This is a genomic window from Streptomyces noursei, from assembly GCF_016917755.1.
Lineage (GTDB): Bacteria > Actinomycetota > Actinomycetes > Streptomycetales > Streptomycetaceae > Streptomyces > Streptomyces yunnanensis.
Window position 1 is genome coordinate 5579796 of the sequence record NZ_CP070326.1, and the last position, 22736, is coordinate 5602531.

Here is a 22736-nt window from a genome sequence, read left to right on the forward strand (position 1 = left end):
TCGCGTGTGATCAATGTGCCCAGGGAGGCTAGGCAGACCGGCCCCACGGATGGGGCGTACCGGCCGCGGAATTCACGAACCCTTGATGGCCGGGGAGTTGGGACGACGGCGGCCGGCCGGGCACCGAACGCATCCGGCCATGCCGCGGGCAATAGGTCGATGCCGATGCCGACGCCGGGGGAGGGAGAGGCCGCCGCCGGCCCTCGTGCCCTCACCCTCGTGCCCTCACCCCCGTCGGCTCACCAACGCTCCGGTTTCTCCGTGCTCACACCGAAGACCGTGCCGTCGGGGGAGGCGGCGTAGACGCGGCCGTGGGCGGCGTCCAGGGTCGGGGCGGGGACGGCCTGGAGGAAGCCGTTGTGGCGGGACGCGGCGAGCCGGGGCGGGGTCTGGCCGAGGAGGGCGCCGGTGGTGGTGTCGACGGCGAGCAGCCGGCCGTCCGCGGCGGTGAAGTAGAGGCGGTCGCCGCTGACGACGGGGGTCGAGCCGCGGCTGACGGAGGTCTCGGTGTCCCAGCTGCGTTCGCCGATGGCCTGGAGGGCGCCGCCCTCGGCCAACACGTACACCGTCTCGCCGTGGACGGCGGACGAGACCCCGGGCAGGGGCGCGGCCAGCGGGAACTTCCGGCTCCGGCGGGTGGCCGGGTCGTAGCGGAGCACGCCGGAGACGTAACCGTCGTAGGTCGGGTCGCCGACGGTGAGGAAGAGGGCGCCGGATGCGGTGGGGCCGGCCAGGGTGAGCGTGCCGGGGAGCCGGTGGGACCAGTGGACCGAGCCGTCGGCCGGGTCGATGGCGGTGAGTTGGGTGGCGGGGGCGGGGCCGGTGGTGAGGGTCTCGGCGGCGTAGGCGGTGTGCGGGTCGCCGTGGCTGGTGAAGTGGGGGAGCCGGTGGCCGGGGAAGCGCTTGCTCCACCGCTGGGCGTGCGTGGTGGTGTCCAGGGCGGTGACCGTGCCGTCGGCGGCGGTCAGGAGGATGCGGTCGGCGACGACCGCGGCGCCGCCCTCGTAGCGGGAGACGTCCAGGCTCCAGCGGAGGGCGCCCTTGCCGTCCGGGGACGGATCGAGGGCCAGCAGGCGCTTGCCGTCGCCGGTGAAGACGTACAGGAGGCCGCCGGAGAGGACCGGGGCGGTGGGGGAGACGGCCTCCGGGCCCGCCGGGGCACCGGTGTGACGCCAGGTCACCGCACCCGTGCCGGGGGCGAGGCGGGCGGCCGGCAGGCCGGACTGGCCGCAGAAGACCGCGCCGGCACCGGCCGTGCAGTACGGCATCTCGGCGTCATGACCGGCGGGGCGCTCGACGATCGTGGTGCGCCAGGGATGGAAGGCGGCGCGAGGGGTGCGCTGGGCGTGTGTCTGGAGGGCCGGATCGTCCGGCGCGTCCGAGGTGAGGGCCCAGGTGCCGCCGATCGCGGCGGCGGCGACGGCGAGGGCCGCGGCGGCCCAGAGGAGGCGGCGACGGGTGCGTGCCCTTCGGGGGGCCGGGGCTGCGCCGGGGGCGTCCTCGGGAGCGGGTGGCGGGGGCGGCGGGTCGTCGGGCTCGCGGTTCGCGTCCGGCGTGTGCGGCACGTCGGGGGCGCGGGCCACGTCCGGGGTGCGGGCGCGGACATGGGTGGTCTCGGCGCGCGGCGGGGTGGCCTCGGCACGGATCGGCTGCCGTTGGACGGGTATCCGGGTGCCCTGCACCGTCTGCGGCAGCGCCTCGCCGGGGGCCGGACGGGTGGCCGGCAGCGTCATCGGCGCGTCCGTGTGCAGCAGTTGCATCAGCCGGTCCGGCGTCGGGCGGTCCGCCGGGTCCTTGGCCAGGCAGCTCCCGACGAGCGGCACCAGTTCCTCCGGCACGCCCGACAGATCCGCGTCGTCGTGCACCACCTGGTACGCGACGAGGTAGGGGCTCTCCGAGTCGAACGGGCCGCGGCCGGTGGCGGCGTGCACCAGCACCGACCCCAGGGCGAAGACGTCCGCCGCCGGTCCGACCTCGCGCGGGCGCTGGAACTGCTCGGGGGCCATGAACGGCGGGGTGCCGATCAGCTTCCCGGTCTCGGTGCGCATCTCGCTGTCCGACGGCCGGGAGATGCCGAAGTCGATGACTTTCGGGCCGTCGGCGGCGAGCAGCACATTGCCGGGCTTGAGATCGCGGTGCACCACTCCCGCGCGGTGGATGTCGCGCAGCGCCTCGGCGAGGCCCGCACCCAGCTGGCGCACCTCGCCGGGGGTCAGCGGGCCGTTCCGCTTGACGTGTTCGGAGAGGGTCGGGCCGGCGATGTGGAGGGTCGCCATCCAGGGCCGTTCGGCGTCCGGGTCGGCATCGACGACGGGTGCCGTGAAGGCCCCGCTGACCCGTCGGGCGGCGGCCACCTCCTGTCGGAATCGCCCCCGGAACTCCGGGTCTTGGGCGAATTCGGCGTGGATGACCTTGACCGCGAGCAGCAGTCCGGAGGAGGACCGGGCCAGGTGGACCACGCCCATTCCCCCGGAGCCCAGCCGCGCCTCCAGAGGGTAGTGCCCGGCGTATTCCGGACGCTCCGCTTCCGGGCCGGGCCCGGAATCGCGCAGCGGCGGCATCGTTCCACCCCCGAGTCTTCCCCTTGCCAAATCGGTCGCAGGTGCGACGCGCGGAGCCTAGTCCATGGCACGTCCGGGACGGGTGAGGCTTGCTAGCGTGCGCGTCGCGGGCGTCGAACAGGCGCCCGCAGACGCGCTGCCCGGCAACCGCGGGCAGCCGACGACCGAAACCAGCCACTCAAGGCATCGACCACACGGGGGGAAGCAGAAATGACCACACAGGAATTCGCCGGGAGCGCCGGGCCGGACGCCGGGGCGGCCACGGACGTCGACGGGGCCGCGAACGGCGCCGTGACGGACGCGACGGCGGGGGCGGCGACCGAGGCGGCGGCCGGCGCCGCACCGCTCGCCGCCGCGCTCGCCGGCCGGACCACCTACCCCCTCGCGCCCGGCTACCGCGTCAACGTCCGTCAGGGGGCCGGCACCAACACCGCGCTGGTCCGCCAGCTCCCGGCCGGTGCCCAGGTCCAGATCCGCTGCCAGACGCGCGGCCAGTGGGTGGCCGGCCCCTACGGCTCCTCCAACATCTGGGACAACATCGCGCCCGGCGAGTACATCTCCGACACCTACGTCCACACGGGCAGTGACGGCATGGTCGCGCCCAGCTGCATGAGCTGACCCGGGCCGACCTGGGCGGGCCGGGCGTGAGCCGACCCGCCATGGCGGCCGGGGCCCGGCGGCCCGGCGGGCTCTACGGGCCGGCCGCCGGGCCCCGGGGATAATCGACACCATGAGCGATGCGCAGCGGACGGCGGCCCAGGGCGGCCCGGAGCCGGAGGAGATCCGTTTCTTCGGCACCACCTGGGTCGAGCACGACGGCGGGTACGGCCTGCGCCGGGTCGGCGTCGCGGTGGGCTCGCTGCTGCTCGCCGCGGCCGGGGCGGCGGTGCTGCGGTTCGCCTTCCAGGGACTGGAGATCGCCGACGTCGGCTCGTTCGTCAACGTTCTCGTGGTGGCCGGCTTCGCCGTCTGCAGCGCGCTGGCCTTCCGCCGCACCTGGGACGGGTTCGTGCGCCGCGCGGACCCGTCGGCCGACAGCGGTGCCGAGCGGTCGATGCAGAGCCTGATGATGATCGGCTTCATCGGCACCCTGCTCGCCTACTTCTGCCGCAGCCTGGCCGAGGCGCCCGGTGAGAAGCTGCGCCGGGCCGAGTACGAGGCGGCGCGGGAGCGGTACTCCCGGCGCCGGGGATCCCGCGCCGGGAACCCGGCGGCGCGCAAGTCGAAGCCGAAGCCGAAGCCGAACGGGACGGGCGCGGGATCAGGGACGAAGGCGGGCAAGAAGCGCCGCTAGGAGAAGCTCCGGGCGGGTCCGCCCCGGCCGGCGTAGCGCTCGGCCATGGCCCGGAACACCTCCCGTGGCTCCCAGTGCGCCTCCTCGTCGGTCATCCGCACCACGCCGTAGGAGGAGAGGTCGGCATCCCGGTCCACCTTGCCGAAGCCGGCGAAGGTGAACCACAGCGCGGTGTCCACCCCCTCCGCCTCGAAGGCGTCGAGGAGTTCGTGGAAGTACCGCACCTGCTCGCCCTCGTCCGGCACCGCGTCGGCCGGTGGCTGCCAGGCGATGCCGCCCAGCTCGCCCGCGCCCGCGTAGGGGCACGTCCCGAACTCGGTCACCGCGACCGGCTTGCCGTGCGCCGCGTGCCCGCGCAGCTCCTCCCGGAAGGTGTCGGCGTTGTACGCGGCCCGGTACGCGTCCACCCCGACCAGGTCGAACGGCGTCCAGTCGACCGCCTCCCAGGGCCCGGAGGCGTAGGTGATCCGGCCACCGAAGCGGGCCCGCACGGTCGTGGCCACCTGGGCGAGGACGGCGTTCAGCCGCTCCGCCACCGGGCCCAGCGACATCCACCAGTCCACATCGGCGGTGGTCATCGCCCGGAGCCGGTCGCCGTAGCCCTCCCCGGGGAGGAAGCCCTTGCAGAACGCGCTGAGCTCGCACCCGGCGACGAAGACCACCTCGGCCCCGGATCGCCGGACCCGCTCCGCCCGCTCGGCGCACTCCGCGAAGAACGGCAGCAGCTCCTCGGGCGTGAGGTCCACGGGGAACGGCGCGAACCACACCTCCAGCCCGGCCTCCGCCGCGCACCCCGCCGCGGTGCTCAGCCGCTCGGGCCGCCCGCCGGAGATCCGCACCGCGTTGCAGTGCAGCTCCCGGGCGATCACCCCCATGTCGCGGCGCACCACCGCCTCGTCGAAGCTCTTGCGCGAGAGGTCCTCCGCCGGCAGGAACCCGGTGTCGTAGTTGATGCCGCGTGCGCGCATGGCTGTTCCTCGTTTCCCCCGTCGGATGTGGTGCCTGTCGGCACATTCTCCGGGAGGAATGCCCGGTTCCGGTGCGTACGGCGGGACCGGTGCGTGCGGAGGCATATACGGCGGGATCGGCACACCCGCCCGGGTGCCCACGTCCACATCCATGCCGGGGGCCATGTCGGGGTCCGCGTCGACGGCCGCGTCCGCGTCGGCGTTCGGTCAACGGGCGGCACGGGCAGGATCCGTGACATGACGTCCCCGCAACTCCCGCAGCCCCCACAGCCTCCGCAATCTCCGGGGCACACCACGCTCGCCCGGGCCTTCGGCGCGGTCGCCGGGCAGTACGCGGCGGCCCGGCCCGGCTATCCGCCGGCCCTGTTCGACGCGGTCGAGGAGCTGGCCGGGCGGTCGCTCGCCGGGGCCCGGGTGTTGGACGTCGGCGCCGGTACGGGGATCGCCAGCGGGCTGCTCCGGGCGCGCGGCGCGCGGGTCACGGCCGTGGAGCCGAGCGCGGCGATGGCCGCCGAACTGCGCGCCGGGCACCCCGGGATCCCGCTCGTGCGGGCCAGCGGCGACGCCCTGCCGTTCGCCGACCGGGCCGCCTTCGACCTCGTCGGCTACGCCCAGGCGTGGCACTGGACGGACCCGGCCCGCTCGGTCCCGGAGGCGGTGGGGGTCCCCCCTGCTCTTTAAGAGCTCGAGGGAGGTGCTGCGGCCGGGCGGTGCGCTGGCGCTGTGGTGGAACGTGCCCGACCCGGACGTCCCGTGGGCCGCCGCCCAGGAGGCCCGGATCGCCCGCCGGCTGCCCGGCTACTACGCCCATGGCATCACCTCGCAGGCCGCCGGCCTGATCCGCGGCCTGGGGCTGGGGCTGCGCCTGGAGACCCGGGTGCTGCGCTGGACGCGCACCGTCCCGCTCGCCACCCACCTCGCGATGCTCGGCAGCCGTTCGTACTTCGCCGCGCTCGGCCCGGCGGCCGCCCCCGTCCTGGAGGACGAACGGGCCGCGCTCCTGGAGGTCTTCCCGGACGGCCGGGTCGAGGAGGCGTACCGCCTGGACCTCACCGTCGCCCGGCGGCCGGTTTCCTGAAGCCACCGTCACCCCGCGCCCGTACACCCGCTCCCCGGCACCCCCGCCCTACCCGATCCCACCCCACCCCGTAGCGTCGTCCCCATCCCGGAGGGCGCCGGCGCACGGGCCGCGGCCGAGGGGCGGGGAGGCGGGAGGGACACGATGGCGGAGCGGGGACGCGGGGCGACCGACGAGCGGGTCCGGGCGGAGCGGCTGGCGCAGTTCGAGGAGCAGCGGGGCCGGCTGTGGGCCGTGGCGTACCGGATCATGGGGACGGTCAGCGACGCCGACGACGCGGTGCAGGAGACCTGGCTGCGCTGGCAGGCGCTCCCCGACGAGCCGCCGGTGGAGAGCCCCCGCGCGTTCCTCACCACCGTGGTGAGCCGGATCTGTTACGACCTGTTGGGGTCGGCTCGGGCCCGGCGCGAGCTGTACGTGGGGCCCTGGTTGCCCGAGCCGGTGCTCGACGGGGCCGCCGGCGGGTCCGTCGGCGACGGCCGGGCCGGCGTCCCGGACGGCCCCGAGGACCGGGTGACCCTCGACGAGTCGGTGGGCATGGCGCTGCTCACCGTCCTGGAGCGGCTCACCCCGGCCGAACGCACCGCCTTCGTCCTCCACGACGTCTTCGCGGTGCCGTTCCCGGAGATCGCCGAGGCGGTCGGCCGGACCCCGGAATCGGTGCGGCAGCTGGCCTCGCGCGGCCGCCGCCGGGTACGGGCCGAGGCGCCGCGCCGCACCGTGGACCGGGCCGAGCACCGGCGCACCGTGGAGGCGTTCCTGGCGGCCGTCATGGGCGGGGACTTCGAGGCGCTGCTGAACGTCCTGGACCCGGAGGTGGTGTGGCGTTCGGACGGCGGCGGCAAGGTGTCCGCGGCCCGCCGGCCGGTGCTGGGCCGGGACAAGGTCGCCCGCTACGTCCAGGGCCTGGTCACCCGCAACTTCACCCCGGCAACGATGCGGCTGGCGGTCCGGGAGGTCAACGGCTCCCTGGGGATGGTCTTCGCCGACCCGTCGGGGGAATACCCGGCCGGGGTCTTCGGCTTCACGGTGCACGACGGGTTGATCACCGAGGTGGACGCCGTGCTCAACCCGGACAAGCTCGGGCACCTGGACTTCTCGGATCTGTGAGCGGTGGGCGGAGGCCCCGGGCCCGCAAGCCCGCGGGCCTCCGGGCCCGGCCGCGCTCAGGCGGCCTCGTACTCCCAGTCCGGCGCGCCCTCCCCGTAGAGCCAGTCGTCGAACAGGTCCGTCAGGTCCTCGTCCGTGCGCTGCTGGCAGAAGGCGACGAAGTCCGCGCTGTCGGCGTTGGCGTGCCGGTACTTCGCGGGCCACTCCTTGAGGATCGAGAAGAACGTCTTGTCGCCGACGGCGTTCCGCAGCTGCTGGAGGACCATCGCGCCGCGCTCGTAGACCGGCGGCTCGGTGACGTCCGCCGCCGTCGGCACCTTGCCCGGTGGGAAGTCCCAGCGCGCGTCGTCCTCGTCGGAGTGGTAGAGCGCGTCGAACTGCTCCTGCGGGGTCCGGCCGCCCTCGTGCTCCTCCCACAGCCACTCGGCGTAGGTCGCGAAGCCCTCGTTGAGCCAGGTGTCCTGCCAGGTCTTCGGCGTCACCGAGTCGCCGAACCACTGGTGGGCGGTCTCGTGCACCACCGTCGAGGTGTCCGGCGCCCCGGCGTAGACCGGCTTGGTCTGGGTCTCCAGCGCGCCCCAGTCGATCCGTTCCGGGGTGTGGTCGACTATCGCGCCGGCCGACGAGAACGGGTACGGGCCGAACAGCTTGGTGCTCCACGCGAGGATCTCCGGCAGCCGGGACAGCGGTTCCTTGCTGGCCTTGGCCTCCTTCGGATCCACCGCGACGTAGAGCGGCAGCCCCTGCGGCGTGCGGGACTCCTGGACGTCGAACCTGCCGATCGTCGCGGTGGCGAGGTAGCTGGCCATCGGCTCCGCGTTGTGCCACTCGTAGGTGGTCCGCCCGCCCGTGGTCCGCTTGGACTTCAACTCGCCGTTGGCGACCGCGGTGTAGTGCTCCGGCACGGTGATCCGGAAGTCGTAGGCGGCCTTGTCGCCGGGGTGGTTGTTACCGGGGAACCAGGTCATCGTGCCGGCCGGCTCCCCGACGACGAACGCGCCGTCGGCGGTCTTGACCCAGCCCTCGTACCCGCCGCCCTCGTCCTCCATCTCCTCCGGGGCCCCGCGGTACTCGACGGTCGTCCGGAACTCCTTGCCCTTGCCGATCCCGGCGCTCGGTCGGACCACCAGCTTGTGCCCCTTGCGGCTGAACTCCGCGGCCCGGTCGTCGACCCGGACGCCGGTCACCGTCATCCCCTGGAGGTCGAGCTGGAAGGACCGCAGGTCCTCGTCGGCCTTGGCGGTGATCGTCGCGGTGCCGTCCAGATGCCGTTCGGCCACGTCGTAGCGGAGGTCGAGGCCGTAGTGCCGGACGTCGTAGCCGCCGTTGCCGAGCGCCGGGAAGAGCGGGTCGCCCACCCCGCCGCTGCCCGCCTTCCCCTTGACGGCCGTGCCGCCGGACGTGCACGAGGACAGCAGCAGGGCGACGGACAGCGCGGCGACGGCACCGCATTTGCGGAGGGGGCGACGAAGCAAGGCGCTCCTCGGGCGAATACAGAAAGCGAACAGAAGTTCACCGACCTTACGGTCAATTCCGGCAAATTCGTCAGCCTTCGGTCCGAATGCGACGCGAATCACGCCATCGAACGCCCACCAGTGGACTGCCCGCTCCGTGGACACCCTCCGCATCCGCCCGCCCACCGGTGCGAGGATGGCTCCGAACAGCTCACGCACCACCGGCGAGGTGAACGCATGGCCCAGAAGGTCGCCGTACTCGGCACCGGAAAAATCGGCGAAGCCCTGCTCAGCGGCATGATCCGCGGCGGCTGGGCGCCCTCCGACCTGTTGGTCACCGCCCGCCGTCAGGAGCGTGCCGAACAGCTCCGCACCCGCTACGGCGTCGAGGCGGTCAGCAATGCCGAGGCCGCCAAGGCCGCCGACACCCTGATCCTCACCGTCAAGCCCCAGGACATGGGCACCCTGCTGACCGAGCTGGCCCCGCACGTCCCCGCCGACCGCCTGGTGATCAGCGGCGCCGCCGGCATCCCGACCTCCTTCTTCGAGGAGCGGCTGGCCCCCGACACCCCGGTCGTCCGGGTCATGACGAACACCCCCGCCCTCGTCGACGAGGCGATGTCCGTCATCTCCGCCGGCAGCCACGCCACCGCCGCGCATCTCACCCTCGCCGAGGAGATCTTCTCCACGGTCGGCAAGACCCTGCGCGTCCCGGAGTCCCAGCAGGACGCCGCCACCGCCCTCTCCGGCTCCGGCCCGGCCTACTTCTACTTCCTCGTCGAGGCGATGACCGACGCCGGCATCCTGCTCGGCCTGCCCCGCGACAAGGCCCACGACCTGATCGTCCAGGCCGCCATCGGCGCCGCGGTGATGCTCCGCGACAGCGGCGAACACCCGGTTAAGCTCCGCGAGAACGTCACCTCCCCCGCGGGCACCACCATCAACGCCATCCGCGAACTGGAGAACCACGGCGTGCGCGCCGCCCTGATCGCTGCCCTGGAGGCCGCCCGCGACCGCAGCCGCGAACTGGCCAACGGCAACTGAGGACACCTGAGCACAACCGGGAACGACAACCGCACCTTGGCCAGGGACCACGGACCGCCGCCCCTCGACCGCGGACCGCGGACCGTCGGCCGCCCCACAGCGGGCCGGTCTCCGTCTCTCCCCCCCCGAACAGCGAACGGGAATAACCACCCCCGCCCCACCCCGTTGTGGCCCGTAGGGGGCGCTCCTGCCCCCTACGGGATCCGTTCGCCTCCCCACCTACGGGCCCACGGGCCTCTACGGGCCCACCGGCAACAGCCCCACCGCCTCGTACGCCGCGTCCACCCGCGGCCGCGCCATCCCCCGCGCCCGCTCGGCCCCCGCCCGCAGCACCCCGTCGACGTACCCGGGATCGGCCGCCAGCTCCGCGTGCCGCTCGCGCACCGGCCGCAGCAGTTCCACCACCGCCTCCGCGGTGTCCCGCTTCAACGCCCCGTACGACCCGTACGCCTCCGCCAGCCCGGCCGGATCACCGTCCCCGCGGCAGGCCGCCAGGACGTCCAGCAGATTCGCCACCCCCGGCCGCTCGTCCCGGTCGTACACCACGTCCGTCCCGCCGTCCGTCACGGCGCGCATCACCTTCCGCCGCACCGCGTCCGGCTCGTCCAAGAGATGGACCACTCCGGCGCCGCCGTTCCGCAGGGCCGCCGTCTTGCCCATCTTCGAACGGGGATCCTGAAGGTCCATCACCCGCGCGGCCACCGGCGGAACCGACGCCCGCGGCACCACGAACACCCGCCCGTACCGCCGGTTGAACCGCACCGCCAGATCCCGTGTGAGCTCCACGTGCTGCGCCTGGTCCTCACCCACGGGCACCTCGTCCGTCCCGTACGCCAGAATGTCCGCCGCCATCAGTGCCGGATACGTCAGTAGCGACAGCCGCACCCCGGCGGCCTCCTCGCGGGCGGCCTTCTCCTTGAACTGCACCATCCGCCGCATCTCACCGACGCCGGCGGTGCACTCCATCAGATACGAGAGCCGCACGTGCTCGTCGACATGGCTCTGCACGAACACCGTGCACCGCTGCGGATCCAGCCCTGCCGCCAACAACAGGGTCGCCGCCTGTCGGCTGAGTCGGCGCACCCGCGCCGGATCGTGCTCCACGGTCAGCGCGTGCAGATCCACCACGCAGAACAGCGCATCCGCCCGGTACTGCTCCTCATCGACCCACCGCCGCACCGCCCCGAGGTAGTTCCCCAGCGTCAGATGCCCCGTCGGCTGCACCCCGCTGAACACCCGCGCGGCCGCCCCCGACGTCCCGACCTTCTCGCTCATCCGTCCCTCACTCTCACCGGGACCGCCGCCTGCGCCGGCCGGTGACGAAGGGAGATACGCGAACGGCCGCCGAAGCGGCGGCCGTGGTCATGCATGCGCTGCTGATGCGGCCGCCGTCAGGCGGGCCACCACAGCTGTACGAGCACATGCGCAGTCATGCCCCTCAAAGTACCGGTCGGACCCGTCCCCCGCAGGGATTTGAACCACCCCACCCCCTCGTGTAGTGTTCTCCGAGTTGTCACGGAGCCGATGGCCCCGGACAGCCATCCCGCCGCTTCGCGGCAACCCACTACTGCACGGTCCCTCAACGGGAGCGAATTTCGCATGCCGAAATTCATTCCGGGCGCCTGATTAGGCGTCAGCGAGGAATTCCGCTAACGTAGTGAACACCCCGCCGACGGGGAATCGGATCGAAATTCGAACCGACCGCAACTCACTGAGAAGCGGGCCGGAACGGAAAGAAGATCTGATAAAGTCGGAAAGGCCGAAAAGCGAAAGCGAAGCGGCCGGACCCCGCTCCAACAGGGGGCCAGAGACGGAAACGGATCTGGTAAGGTTGGAACCGCGAGGAAGCCGAAAGGCCGAATCGCACCGGCGGAAATCGGAGCCGAAAGGATCTGATAGAGTCGGAGACGCAAGACCGAAGGGAAGCGCCCGGAGGAAGCCCGAGAGGGTGGCCGAAGGAAGCGTCCGTTCCTTGAGAACTCAACAGCGTGCCAAAAGTCAACGCCAGATATGTTGATACCCCGTCTCCATCTTGGAGATGAGGTTCCTTTGAAAAGTCCTTCCAATAGCTTTGGGAGGCGCACAGCGAGGACGCTGTGAACCGCGAGGATTATTCCTCCTTGTGGTTCCGCTCAACGCGAGTGTTGATACCGGATTACCGGTAAGCATTCACGGAGAGTTTGATCCTGGCTCAGGACGAACGCTGGCGGCGTGCTTAACACATGCAAGTCGAACGATGAACCGGCTTCGGTCGGGGATTAGTGGCGAACGGGTGAGTAACACGTGGGCAATCTGCCCTTCACTCTGGGACAAGCCCTGGAAACGGGGTCTAATACCGGATATGACACGGGGTCGCATGATCTCCGTGTGGAAAGCTCCGGCGGTGAAGGATGAGCCCGCGGCCTATCAGCTTGTTGGTGAGGTAGTGGCTCACCAAGGCGACGACGGGTAGCCGGCCTGAGAGGGCGACCGGCCACACTGGGACTGAGACACGGCCCAGACTCCTACGGGAGGCAGCAGTGGGGAATATTGCACAATGGGCGAAAGCCTGATGCAGCGACGCCGCGTGAGGGATGACGGCCTTCGGGTTGTAAACCTCTTTCAGCAGGGAAGAAGCGAGAGTGACGGTACCTGCAGAAGAAGCGCCGGCTAACTACGTGCCAGCAGCCGCGGTAATACGTAGGGCGCGAGCGTTGTCCGGAATTATTGGGCGTAAAGAGCTCGTAGGCGGCTTGTCACGTCGGATGTGAAAGCCCGGGGCTTAACCCCGGGTCTGCATTCGATACGGGCAGGCTAGAGTTCGGTAGGGGAGATCGGAATTCCTGGTGTAGCGGTGAAATGCGCAGATATCAGGAGGAACACCGGTGGCGAAGGCGGATCTCTGGGCCGATACTGACGCTGAGGAGCGAAAGCGTGGGGAGCGAACAGGATTAGATACCCTGGTAGTCCACGCCGTAAACGTTGGGAACTAGGTGTGGGCGACATTCCACGTCGTCCGTGCCGCAGCTAACGCATTAAGTTCCCCGCCTGGGGAGTACGGCCGCAAGGCTAAAACTCAAAGGAATTGACGGGGGCCCGCACAAGCAGCGGAGCATGTGGCTTAATTCGACGCAACGCGAAGAACCTTACCAAGGCTTGACATACACCGGAAAGCATTAGAGATAGTGCCCCCCTTGTGGTCGGTGTACAGGTGGTGCATGGCTGTCGTCAGCTCGTGTCGTGAGATGTTGGGTTAAGTCCCGCAACGAGCGCAACCCTTGTTCTGTGTTGCCAGCATGCCTTTCGGGGTGATGGGGACTCACAGGAGACTGCCGGGGTCAACTCGGAGGAAGGTGGGGACGACGTCAAGTCATCATGCCCCTTATGTCTTGGGCTGCACACGTGCTACAATGGCCGGTACAATGAGCTGCGATGCCGCGAGGTGGAGCGAATCTCAAAAAGCCGGTCTCAGTTCGGATTGGGGTCTGCAACTCGACCCCATGAAGTCGGAGTTGCTAGTAATCGCAGATCAGCATTGCTGCGGTGAATACGTTCCCGGGCCTTGTACACACCGCCCGTCACGTCACGAAAGTCGGTAACACCCGAAGCCGGTGGCCCAACCCCTTGTGGGAGGGAATCGTCGAAGGTGGGACTGGCGATTGGGACGAAGTCGTAACAAGGTAGCCGTACCGGAAGGTGCGGCTGGATCACCTCCTTTCTAAGGAGCATCTAGACGGTCGCAAGATTGTCCAGAGCCACTACGTCGGCGAATGTTCGACGGTGGTTAGCTCATGGGTGGAACGTTGACTACTCGGCGCGATTGGTGTGAGGACTGTTAGTACTGCTTCGGCGTGGAACGCAGGGTCTCATCTGGTCGGGTCGGGCACGCTGTTGGGTATCTGAGGGTGCGGACTATGGTCTGAACCTTCGCGATGCCGGCCCCAGTGAACTCAGCCTTCGGGTTGGGGTGGTGGGTGGCTGGTCGTTGTTTGAGAACTGCACAGTGGACGCGAGCATCTGTGGCCAAGTTTTTAAGGGCGCACGGTGGATGCCTTGGCACCAGGAACCGATGAAGGACGTGGGAGGCCGCGATAGGCCCCGGGGAGCTGTCAACCGAGCTTTGATCCGGGGGTGTCCGAATGGGGAAACCCGGCAGTCGTCATGGGCTGTCACCCGCTGCTGAACACATAGGCAGTGTGGAGGGAACGCGGGGAAGTGAAACATCTCAGTACCCGCAGGAAGAGAAAACAACCGTGATTCCGGGAGTAGTGGCGAGCGAAACTGGATGAGGCCAAACCAGTCACGTGTGATACCCGGCAGGGGTTGCGTGGTTGGGGTTGTGGGATCTCTCTTCTGTCGTCTGCCGGCGGCAGGGCGAGTTAGAAACCGTTGATGTAGGCGAAGGACATGCGAAAGGTCCGGCGTAGAGGGTAAGACCCCCGTAGCTGAAACGTCAGCGGCTTGCTTGAGAGACACCCAAGTAGCACGGGGCCCGAGAAATCCCGTGTGAATCTGGCGGGACCACCCGTTAAGCCTAAATATTCCCTGGTGACCGATAGCGGATAGTACCGTGAGGGAATGGTGAAAAGTACCGCGGGAGCGGAGTGAAATAGTACCTGAAACCGTGTGCCTACAAGCCGTGGGAGCGTCGCGCAGAGACTTGTTCTTTGCGTCGTGACTGCGTGCCTTTTGAAGAATGAGCCTGCGAGTTTGCGGTATGTTGCGAGGTTAACCCGTGTGGGGAAGCCGTAGCGAAAGCGAGTCCGAATAGGGCGTTGGAGTAGCATGCTCAAGACCCGAAGCGGAGTGATCTAGCCATGGGCAGGTTGAAGCGGAGGTAAGACTTCGTGGAGGACCGAACCCACCAGGGTTGAAAACCTGGGGGATGACCTGTGGTTAGGGGTGAAAGGCCAATCAAACTCCGTGATAGCTGGTTCTCCCCGAAATGCATTTAGGTGCAGCGTCGTGTGTTTCTTGCCGGAGGTAGAGCACTGGATAGGCGATGGGCCCTACCGGGTTACTGACCTTAGCCAAACTCCGAATGCCGGTAAGTGAGAGCGCGGCAGTGAGACTGTGGGGGATAAGCTCCATGGTCGAGAGGGAAACAGCCCAGAGCATCGACTAAGGCCCCTAAGCGTGTGCTAAGTGGGAAAGGATGTGGAGTCGCAGAGACAACCAGGAGGTTGGCTTAGAAGCAGCCACCCTTGAAAGAGTGCGTAATAGCTCACTGGTCAAGTGATTCCGCGCCGACAATGTAGCGGGGCTCAAGTACACCGCCGAAGTCGTGTCATTGCAGCATGAGGGCTAACGCCTGTTGTGATGGGTAGGGGAGCGTCGTGTGCCGGGTGAAGCAGCCGTGGAAACGAGTTGTGGACGGTTCACGAGTGAGAATGCAGGCATGAGTAGCGATACAAGAGTGGGAAACTCTTGCGCCGATTGACTAAGGGTTCCTGGGTCAAGCTGATCTGCCCAGGGTAAGTCGGGACCTAAGGCGAGGCCGACAGGCGTAGTCGATGGACAACCGGTTGATATTCCGGTACCCGCTTTGAAGCGCCCAATACTGAATCAGGCGATGCTAAGTCCGTGAAGCCGCCCTGATCTCTTCGGAGTTGAGGGGAGTGGTGGAGCCGACGGACCAGACTTGTAGTAGGTAAGCGATGGGGTGACGCAGGAAGGTAGTCCAGCCCGGGCGGTGGTTGTCCCGGGGTAAGGGTGTAGGCCGTGTGGTAGGTAAATCCGTCGCACGTTAAGGCTGAGACCTGATGCCGAGCCGATTGTGGTGAAGTGGATGATCCTATGCTGTCGAGAAAAGCCTCTAGTGAGTTTCAAGGCGGCCCGTACCCTAAACCGACTCAGGTGGTCAGGTAGAGAATACCGAGGCGTTCGGGTGAACTATGGTTAAGGAACTCGGCAAAATGCCCCCGTAACTTCGGGAGAAGGGGGGCCATTTCTGGTGATCCGTTTTACACGGTGAGCTGGGGGTGGCCGCAGAGACCAGCGAGAAGCGACTGTTTACTAAAAACACAGGTCCGTGCGAAGCCGTAAGGCGATGTATACGGACTGACGCCTGCCCGGTGCTGGAACGTTAAGGGGACCGGTTAGCTCCATTTCGGTGGGGCGAAGCTGAGAACTTAAGCGCCAGTAAACGGCGGTGGTAACTATAACCATCCTAAGGTAGCGAAATTCCTTGTCGGGTAAGTTCCGACCTGCACGAATGGCGTAACGACTTCTCGACTGTCTCAACCATAGGCCCGGTGAAATTGCATTACGAGTAAAGATGCTCGTTTCGCGCAGCAGGACGGAAAGACCCCGGGACCTTTACTATAGCTTGATATTGGTGTTCGGTTCGGCTTGTGTAGGATAGGTGGGAGACTTTGAAGCGCCAACGCCAGTTGGTGTGGAGTCGTTGTTGAAATACCACTCTGGTCGTGCTGGATGTCTAACCTGGGTCCGTGATCCGGATCAGGGACAGTGTCTGGTGGGTAGTTTAACTGGGGCGGTTGCCTCCTAAAGGGTAACGGAGGCGCCCAAAGGTTCCCTCAGCCTGGTTGGTAATCAGGTGTTGAGTGTAAGTGCACAAGGGAGCTTGACTGTGAGACTGACGGGTCGAGCAGGTACGAAAGTAGGGACTAGTGATCCGGCGGTGGCTTGTGGAAGCGCCGTCGCTCAACGGATAAAAGGTACCCCGGGGATAACAGGCTGATCTTCCCCAAGAGTCCATATCGACGGGATGGTTTGGCACCTCGATGTCGGCTCGTCGCATCCTGGGGCTGGAGTCGGTCCCAAGGGTTGGGCTGTTCGCCCATTAAAGCGGTACGCGAGCTGGGTTTAGAACGTCGTGAGACAGTTCGGTCCCTATCCGCTGCGCGCGTAGGAGTCTTGAGAAGGGCTGTCCCTAGTACGAGAGGACCGGGACGGACGGACCTCTGGTGTGCCAGTTGTTCTGCCAAGGGCATGGCTGGTTGGCTACGTTCGGAAAGGATAACCGCTGAAAGCATCTAAGCGGGAAGCCTGCTTCGAGATGAGGGCTCCCACCCACTTGATGGGGTAAGGCTCCCAGTAGATGACTGGGTTGATAGGCCAGATATGGAAGCGCCGTAAGGTGTGGAGTTGACTGGTACTAATAGGCCGAGGGCTTGTCCTCAGTTGCTCGCGTCCACTGTGTTGGTTCTGAAGCCACGAACAGACCAACGGTTGTTCATAGTTTCATAGTGTTTCGGTGGTTATAGCGTTAGGGAAACGCCCGGTTACATTCCGAACCCGGAAGCTAAGCCTTTCAGCGCCGATGGTACTGCAGGGGGGACCCTGTGGGAGAGTAGGACGCCGCCGAACTAATTTTAGAAGAAGCCCTGTTGGGAACCTCGGTTCCCAACGGGGCTTTTTTGCGTTGTCCTGCGGGGGTGTGGAGGCGTCCGGGGGATCAGGCCGGGCGCGGGAGGGTGGTGGCGGTGAGCAGGATGCCGTGGGAGGCGTGCCAGCGGCCGGGGAGGACGGGGGCCGGGACGTCGGCCGGCCAGGGGAGGAGGAGCCGGGCGATGAAGGTGCCGGTGGTGGGGGTGAACGTGATCTCGGCGTCGTCGAATTGGAGGGGGCGGGGGGCGAGCGGGGCGCAGGTCTTGTAGACGGATTCCTTGGCGCTGAAGAGGAGGCGGTCCCAGGGGATGTCGGGGTGGGTGGTGTCGAGGTCCTGGAGGTGGGTGCGTTCGGTGGGGGTGGTGATGCCGGCGCGGACGGCGGCGGGCAGGGGGGCGTGGGGTTCGGCGTCGATGCCCAGGTGGGGCAGGTCGGCGGAGTGGGCCACGGCGGCGGCGCGGTAGCCGTCGCAGTGGGTGATGCTGCCGGTGATGCCGGGGGGCCAGGCGGGGGCGCCGGTGGGGCTCGGGGGGACCGGGGTCGGGGGGAGGCCCAGGCGGGTCAGGGCGCGGTGGGCGCACTGGCGGGCGGTGGTGAATTCGCGGCGGCGTTTCTCGCCGGCGTGGGCGATCTCGCGTTCCTCGATCGGGAAGAGGCCGTTGGGCGCGGTGGCCGGAGGGTCCCCGAGGGCGTCCTCTCCTACGGCGTGCGGGGGGAGGACGTGCTCGATGAGCATGGGGGTCAACTCCTCGGGTGGGGGCCGGAGGTGAGGGGCCGTGGGGGGACGACTCTATGTGACGGGGGCTACAAAGAAGGTCGTTGCCGAGTCTAGGTCGCGTGACCTAGTGTCTGTGGTGTGGACGATGACCTCCAGCTTGATGTGAATGGTCCGGTGCTCGTGGTCGGCGGTTATGGGACCGTCGGCGGCGATCTGACCCGGCTCGCCGCTCCCTCCTGGCCGTTGCTGCTCACCGGGCGTACGCCCGAGAAGGGGCAGGCGTTGGCCGATGAGGTCGGGGCGGAGGTGCGGCGCTGGGACCTGAGCGATCCGGAGCCGTTCGCGGCGAAGGTCCGGGCCGTGATCAGCACGGTGAACGACCCGGACGACCGGGTGATGCTGGCCGCCGTCCGAGGCGGGGTGCCGTACGTGGACATCACGCGGTGGACGGCGCGGTTGCAGCGGGCCACGGCGGTCGCCGCGGTCAACCCGCCGAAGGCGCCGGTGCTGCTCTCGTCGAGTTGGATGGGCGGGGTCAGCGCGCTGGTCACCGCGGCGCTGGCGGCCGAGCTCGGCGGTGCGTCCGGGGTGCAGATCGCCATCCGGTACGACCTGAAGGACCGGGCCGGTACGGACTCGGTGGAGTTCATGGACCGGCTCGGGCTGGACTACGAGGTGACCGAGAACGGTCAGCGGCGGATGATCATGCCGTTGAGCGACGCCGGGTTCGTCCAGATCGGCGAGCACCGGACGAAGGTGGCGCGGATCGACACGCCGGAGCAGTTCACGCTGCCGCTGGTGCTCGGGCTGGACACCGCGATCACGCGGATCGGGTTCAGCGCGAACTCGTCGACGTCGACGCTGCTGGCGCTGAAGAAGACCGGGTTCTTCCGGTGGGGGCGGGGCGACGCGTTCGAGAAGACCCGGCGGGGGATGCTGTACTCGCCTGGTGAGGGCGGGTCGGCGCTGCTGCGGATCGATGTCCGTGGGCGGGGCGGCGAGCGGCGCACCGCGGTGGTCAAGGACGCAGCCGGGCAGGCCCATCTGACCGCGCTGGGCGGGTTGTTGGGGCTGCGTCGGGTGCTGGGGGCGGACGGTGCCGAGGCGCCGACCGGGGTGGTCTTCCCCGAGATGACGCCGGTGCCGCAGGACGTCGTCTCCGCGCTGGAGAAGGCCGGGGTCGAGGTCACGGTGTCATGAGCGAGGAGAAGGGCGGCGGCAAGCCGCAGCTGACGCGGCAGGGGAGCCTGCGGCGGACGAGTCTGCTGGATGCCGCCGAGACCGTACTGGTCGCCAAGGGCAATGCGGATGCCTCGCTGCGGGCCATCGCCGGTGAGGCGGGGGTGCGGGTCGGGCATCTGCAGCACTACTTCCCGACCCGGGCCGACCTGATAAAGGCCGTGCTGGAGCGGGCGTTGGACCGTTCGCTGGAGCGGCTGGCGGAGACGACGGGGCTGCGGCTGGACCGGGAGGACCCGTCGGCCATCGAGGTGCCGGAGGGCGGCCGGGCGGAACCCGCCGAGGTGGTGGCGGTGGTGCTCGCCGAGCAGGATGACCCGCAACTGGTCCGGTTGTACGTCGAGGTGTGGGCGCTGGCGGCGCGGGACGACGAGATCGCCGCGGTGGTCCGGGAGTTCTACCAGAAGTACGTGGCCCATGTGGAGGCGTTCGTGCAGCAGGGGCGGCCGGAGTGGTCCGCCGGCTTCTGCCGCGCGCGGGCCGAGACGTTCGTCGCGTTGGTCGAGGGGGCGGCCCTGATGAGGTCGGGGATCGCCGGGAGCCGGTCGGGCGCGATGGATCAGCAACTCGCGCAGCAGGCCGTGCAGTTGCTCCGGGACTGAGTCCGGGGCGGATCAGCCGCCGGCCGTCGATGTCCGGGGCGGGTTTCTTCGGGGCCGGTCGGCCCGTGGCGTGGCGTGTGGGCCGCGGCGTGGGCCGGCGGCCCGTCATCCATGGCAGGCATTGGGGGAATGTGTCATGTCCGAGGTGTTCGATCTTGCCGAGTTGGCGGCTTCGGCGGATCTGGAGCGGGAGTTGGGGCGGCTCGCCGCGGACCACGGGATCATCCGTACCCGGCAGCTGAACCAGCAGGAGACGTGGACGGTGCTGAGTGCGGCGCTGACCCGGGAGTTGTTGAGCGATCCGCGGCTGTCCAACGACGTGCACGCGCATGCGCCGCACGGGGCGCTGGTCCCGGGGTTGCAGGTGATGCTGCTGGAGCAGGACGACCCGGGGCACGCCCGTTACCGGCGGCTGGTCTCCGCGGCGTTCGCGTCGAAGGCGGTGCGGCAGTTGGAGCCGCGCATCGTGGAGGTCACCCGGCAGTTGCTGGACAAGCTGGGCGACAGCGGGACGGTGGACTTCATCGACGCGTTCACCTACCCGATGCCGCTGGAGGTGATCTGCGATCTGCTGGGGGTGCCGGGCGAGGACCGGGATCCGTTCCGGAAGTGGGCGATGGACATCTCCGCGGCGCCGTCGGCGGAGGCGATGCAGGCGGCGGCGGGCGAGCTGTTCGCGTACTGCATCGGGCTGATCGGGGCCAAGCGGGAGCAGCCGACGGAGGACCTGCTCGGTGAGCTGATCGCGGCGCGGTTCGAGGACGGGAGTGGGCTGTCGGACGAGGAGCTGTCGTCGTTCGCCGCGGTGCTGCTGATCGCCGGCCATGACACGGTGACGAATCTGCTGGCCAACGCGCTGCATGAGCTGCTGACGCATCCGGAGCAGCTGGCCGCGCTGCGCGCGGACCGGTCGCTGGTGGGCCAGGCGGTGGAGGAGGCGCTGCGGTTCCGGGGGTCGGCGATGACCACGGTGAACCGGGTGGCCCTTACGGACATCGAGGCCGGTGGGGTGACCATTCGCGAGGGCGAGCTGGTGCGGTTCCTGCTGAACGCGGCCAATCGGGACGCGGAGGTGCGGGAGGACGGCCACACGTTCGACATCGGGCGGGCCACCGCGCAGCACGTCGCGTTCGGGATGGGACCGCACTTCTGCCTGGGGCAGCGGTTGGCCCGGCAGGAGGCGACGATCGCGCTGACCGAGATCCTGGACCGTTTCCCGACGCTGGAGTTGGGCGTTCCGGCCGGTGAGGTGCGCTGGTTGGCCTCGGATGCGATCCGGGGGCTGGAGGCGCTGCCGCTGCGGTATGCGCGGGAGACGGTGTGACGGTGTGAGGACGCCCGGGCGGTCGGCGGGGTGGGCCCGGTGGGGTGGCGCCGCCGACCGCGGGCGGGGCGACGGGGGCTTGTGCGTCGCGTCAGCTGCTGGATCCATAGGGGAAGTGGGGGAGTCGGGCATGCGGATCACGGTCGATCACGAGGCGTGCGACGGGCTGGGGCAGTGTGCTCTGGTGGCGCCGGAGGTCTTCGCGCTGGACGACGACGAGCGGTTGCAGGTCGCGTCGGACCCGGCGCCGGAGCTCGCGGACAAGGTGGTGGCCGCGGCGCGGGCGTGCCCGGTGCGGGCGATCTCGGTCGAGAGGGCCTGAGCGTTGCGGGCGGTCGTCGTGGTGGGCGCGGGCCTGGCGGGTGTCCGGGCCGCTGAGTCGCTGCGCGCGCGGGGGTTCCGCGGGGCGCTGACGGTGGTGTCGGACGAGACGGAGCTCCCGTATGACCGGCCGCCGTTGACCAAGCAGGTGGTGGCCGGGACCCGCGCGGCGGACGACATCCGGCTGGCCGGCGCCGAGGACTTCGGTGCCCGCTGGATCCGGGGCACGGGGGCCGTCGGGCTGGATCGGGAGCGGCGTCGGGTGCGGTTGGCCGACGGTGCGGAGGTGCCCTACGACGGGCTGGTGTTGGCGACCGGGGCGCAGGCGCGGGCCTGGCCCGGGGAGGTGCCGGCCGGGGTGCTGACGGTGCGGGGGCTGGACGATGTCCGGGCGCTGCGCGCGGCGGTCGACGGCGGGGCCCGTGAGGTGGTCGTCGTCGGGGCGGGTTTCGTCGGGGTGGAGCTGGCGTCGTCGCTGGTCGGGCTGGGGCTCGGGGTGCGGGTGACGCTGGTGGAGCCGTTCGGGCGGCCGTTGCGGGTGCTGGGCGGGACGGTGCCGGATGCGGTGGCGCAGGCGGCGCGGCGGGCCGGGGTCGTCCTGCGGCTGGGCACCGGGGTGACGGGTTTTCGCGCCGAGGGCGGGCGGGTCGCCGGGGTCGGGCTGGCCGACGGGAGCGTGCTGCCGGCCGAGCTGGCGGTGGTGGCGATCGGGATGGTGCCGGCGACCGGGTGGCTGGTGGGGTCCGGGTTGGCGCTGCCGTCCGGGCGGGTGCACTGCGACGAGCGGCTGTTCGCGCGGACGGCGGGGGTGGCCGGGGTGCCCGATCCGCGGATCGTGGTGGCCGGGGACGTGGCGTGGTGCGATGCGGTGCGGTCGGTGGACGGGCCGGTGCCGTTGGAGCACTGGAGCAATGCGGCGGCGCAGGGGGAGTTGGCGGCGCGGAACCTGTTGGCGGGGCCGGCCGCGGCCGAGCCGTATGAGCATGTGCCGTCGTTCTGGACGTCGGCGTTCGGGCTGCGGATCAAGTCCGTGGGGCTGCCGGGGACCGGGGACCGGGTGGTCGTCGAAGAGGGGGAGCCGGGTGCGGAGAAGGTGCTGGAGGCGCACTACCGGGAGGGGCGGTTGGTCGGTGCGGTGAGTGTGAATCTGGGGAAGCGGTTGGCGGGGTACGCGCGGCGGCTCCAGGAGGAGCGGGGCGGGGTGGCGGAGGCGGCCGGTGGGTCCGGGGCGGCCGGTGGGTCCGCTGGGGCGTCGGCTGGGAGTGGGGCCCTCGGGTGAGGGGGTATCCGGCCGCTGGCCGGAATGCGGTGCGGTGGCCGGAAAGCGATGGGACGCCGAGTAAGTTTACGGCCGGTAACCCGCTGTATCGCGGGCCCGGACAGTAAACCCGCCCCATGTGAATGGCGCGTTAAGTTCCCCATTACCACGGAACATTTATGGCTGACCCCTTCCGGTGCTATCTGGGTCAAGTGACCTATCGCACAAACGAGTGACGCTCCTAGGTGGCTCTGGTAGCGTTTTTATCGCGCCTCCGGGAGAGGCGGGACGGGCTTTGCGAGTGCATCACAACGAGGTGATCGCCGATGATTACGGCCTGTTCTTTTGCAGGCAGGTGTCGGGGGATCATTTGCTACGGGGGATGGTCATGTGTAGCGCCTTCGAAGGCGTCTGAAATCGGGGCTTCCTGAGG

The 22736-nt window shown here is 69.2% G+C and carries 14 protein-coding genes, 3 rRNA genes and 1 pseudogene; 13 read left to right on the forward strand and 5 right to left on the reverse strand.

Annotation, left to right across the window (positions count from 1 at the left end; all coding sequences use genetic code 11):
• Window positions 1–239 precede the first annotated feature (239 nt).
• Window positions 240–2561, reverse strand: a complete 2322-nt coding sequence (locus JNO44_RS24740) for a serine/threonine-protein kinase (protein WP_205366140.1) — start codon at window positions 2559–2561, stop codon at window positions 240–242.
• 210 nt (window positions 2562–2771) lie between these two features.
• Between JNO44_RS24740 and JNO44_RS24745 the strand changes: the two genes are divergently transcribed.
• Both JNO44_RS24745 and JNO44_RS24750 read left to right on the forward strand, forming a co-directional pair.
• The gene (locus tag JNO44_RS24745; protein WP_420882677.1) at window positions 2772–3179 is read left to right on the forward strand and encodes an SH3 domain-containing protein; all 408 of its coding nucleotides are present in this window, start codon (window positions 2772–2774) and stop codon (window positions 3177–3179) included.
• Window positions 3180–3291: 112 nt separating this feature from the next.
• On the forward strand, window positions 3292–3855 hold the full coding sequence (locus JNO44_RS24750) for a hypothetical protein (RefSeq protein WP_205366141.1): 564 nt from the start codon (window positions 3292–3294) through the stop codon (window positions 3853–3855).
• On the opposite strand, the gene JNO44_RS24755 is transcribed toward JNO44_RS24750, so the two are convergent.
• Entirely contained in the window at window positions 3852–4823 is a 972-nt protein-coding gene (locus tag JNO44_RS24755; protein ID WP_205366142.1) for a hypothetical protein, read from the reverse strand. The genes JNO44_RS24750 and JNO44_RS24755 overlap by 4 nt on opposite strands.
• A gap of 237 nt (window positions 4824–5060) precedes the next feature.
• On the opposite strand from JNO44_RS24755, the pseudogene JNO44_RS24760 reads away from it, so the two are divergent.
• Window positions 5061–5901, forward strand: a pseudogene (locus JNO44_RS24760) (class I SAM-dependent methyltransferase).
• Between the two features lie 144 nt (window positions 5902–6045).
• Window positions 6046–7011, forward strand: coding sequence for an RNA polymerase sigma factor SigJ (gene sigJ / locus JNO44_RS24765; RefSeq protein ID WP_067348300.1), 966 nt, complete (start codon window positions 6046–6048; stop codon window positions 7009–7011).
• 56 nt (window positions 7012–7067) lie between these two features.
• Here the strand turns inward: sigJ and JNO44_RS24770 are convergent, their stop codons facing one another.
• Window positions 7068–8486, reverse strand: a complete 1419-nt coding sequence (locus tag JNO44_RS24770) for a M1 family metallopeptidase (RefSeq protein WP_205366143.1) — start codon at window positions 8484–8486, stop codon at window positions 7068–7070.
• Window positions 8487–8702: 216 nt separating this feature from the next.
• Here JNO44_RS24770 and proC point away from each other — a divergent pair, with 216 nt between their 5' ends.
• Window positions 8703–9509 carry a pyrroline-5-carboxylate reductase gene (gene proC / locus JNO44_RS24775; protein ID WP_205366144.1) on the forward strand — a complete coding sequence of 269 codons (807 nt, stop codon included), beginning with the start codon at window positions 8703–8705 and terminating at the stop codon, window positions 9507–9509.
• A 237-nt stretch (window positions 9510–9746) separates the two neighbouring features.
• On the opposite strand, the gene trpS is transcribed toward proC, so the two are convergent.
• Entirely contained in the window at window positions 9747–10784 is a 1038-nt protein-coding gene (trpS, locus tag JNO44_RS24780; RefSeq protein WP_205366145.1) for a tryptophan--tRNA ligase, read from the reverse strand.
• Between the two features lie 893 nt (window positions 10785–11677).
• Here trpS and JNO44_RS24785 point away from each other — a divergent pair.
• The 3 genes from JNO44_RS24785 to rrf all read left to right on the forward strand — a co-directional run bounded on the left by JNO44_RS24785 (window position 11678) and on the right by rrf (window position 16820).
• Window positions 11678–13206 (forward strand): 16S ribosomal RNA (locus JNO44_RS24785).
• A gap of 303 nt (window positions 13207–13509) precedes the next feature.
• Window positions 13510–16632: ribosomal RNA gene (locus JNO44_RS24790) — 23S ribosomal RNA — on the forward strand.
• Between the two features lie 71 nt (window positions 16633–16703).
• Window positions 16704–16820 (forward strand): 5S ribosomal RNA (rrf, locus tag JNO44_RS24795).
• Together the 16S, 23S and 5S rRNA genes form the textbook arrangement of a ribosomal RNA operon.
• An 88-nt stretch (window positions 16821–16908) precedes the next feature.
• Here rrf and JNO44_RS24800 read toward each other — a convergent pair.
• Window positions 16909–17577, reverse strand: coding sequence for a 4'-phosphopantetheinyl transferase family protein (locus JNO44_RS24800; RefSeq protein ID WP_205366146.1), 669 nt, complete (start codon window positions 17575–17577; stop codon window positions 16909–16911).
• A 156-nt stretch (window positions 17578–17733) separates the two neighbouring features.
• On the opposite strand from JNO44_RS24800, the gene JNO44_RS24805 reads away from it, so the two are divergent.
• From JNO44_RS24805 to JNO44_RS24825, 5 genes are all read left to right on the forward strand, one after another.
• Complete coding sequence (locus JNO44_RS24805) at window positions 17734–18759, forward strand: saccharopine dehydrogenase family protein (RefSeq protein WP_205370434.1); 1026 nt, start codon at window positions 17734–17736, stop codon at window positions 18757–18759.
• Complete coding sequence (locus JNO44_RS24810; RefSeq protein ID WP_067348283.1) at window positions 18756–19400, forward strand: TetR/AcrR family transcriptional regulator; 645 nt, start codon at window positions 18756–18758, stop codon at window positions 19398–19400. The genes JNO44_RS24805 and JNO44_RS24810 overlap by 4 nt, the downstream gene beginning before the upstream one ends.
• A 136-nt stretch (window positions 19401–19536) precedes the next feature.
• A complete protein-coding gene (locus JNO44_RS24815) occupies window positions 19537–20724 on the forward strand; it encodes a cytochrome P450 family protein (protein ID WP_205366147.1) in 1188 nt (395 codons plus the stop codon).
• A gap of 130 nt (window positions 20725–20854) precedes the next feature.
• Window positions 20855–21046, forward strand: coding sequence for a ferredoxin (locus JNO44_RS24820; RefSeq protein WP_067358453.1), 192 nt, complete (start codon window positions 20855–20857; stop codon window positions 21044–21046).
• A gap of 3 nt (window positions 21047–21049) precedes the next feature.
• Complete coding sequence (locus JNO44_RS24825; RefSeq protein ID WP_205366148.1) at window positions 21050–22324, forward strand: NAD(P)/FAD-dependent oxidoreductase; 1275 nt, start codon at window positions 21050–21052, stop codon at window positions 22322–22324.
• Window positions 22325–22736: the final 412 nt, after the last annotated feature.

What these genes read in the sequence shown, in the direction of transcription:
- JNO44_RS24740 (WP_205366140.1), bottom strand. Translation starts at nt 2,561, where the DNA reads ATGCCGCCGCTGCGCGATTCCGGGCCCGGCCCGGAAGCGGAGCGTCCG.
- JNO44_RS24745 (WP_420882677.1), top strand. Translation starts at nt 2,772, where the DNA reads ATGACCACACAGGAATTCGCCGGGAGCGCCGGGCCGGACGCCGGGGCG.
- JNO44_RS24750 (WP_205366141.1), top strand. Translation starts at nt 3,292, where the DNA reads ATGAGCGATGCGCAGCGGACGGCGGCCCAGGGCGGCCCGGAGCCGGAG.
- JNO44_RS24755 (WP_205366142.1), bottom strand. Translation starts at nt 4,823, where the DNA reads ATGCGCGCACGCGGCATCAACTACGACACCGGGTTCCTGCCGGCGGAG.
- sigJ (WP_067348300.1), top strand. Translation starts at nt 6,046, where the DNA reads ATGGCGGAGCGGGGACGCGGGGCGACCGACGAGCGGGTCCGGGCGGAG.
- proC (WP_205366144.1), top strand. Translation starts at nt 8,703, where the DNA reads ATGGCCCAGAAGGTCGCCGTACTCGGCACCGGAAAAATCGGCGAAGCC.
- trpS (WP_205366145.1), bottom strand. Translation starts at nt 10,784, where the DNA reads ATGAGCGAGAAGGTCGGGACGTCGGGGGCGGCCGCGCGGGTGTTCAGC.
- JNO44_RS24800 (WP_205366146.1), bottom strand. Translation starts at nt 17,577, where the DNA reads ATGCTCATCGAGCACGTCCTCCCCCCGCACGCCGTAGGAGAGGACGCC.
- JNO44_RS24810 (WP_067348283.1), top strand. Translation starts at nt 18,756, where the DNA reads ATGAGCGAGGAGAAGGGCGGCGGCAAGCCGCAGCTGACGCGGCAGGGG.
- JNO44_RS24815 (WP_205366147.1), top strand. Translation starts at nt 19,537, where the DNA reads ATGTCCGAGGTGTTCGATCTTGCCGAGTTGGCGGCTTCGGCGGATCTG.
- JNO44_RS24820 (WP_067358453.1), top strand. Translation starts at nt 20,855, where the DNA reads ATGCGGATCACGGTCGATCACGAGGCGTGCGACGGGCTGGGGCAGTGT.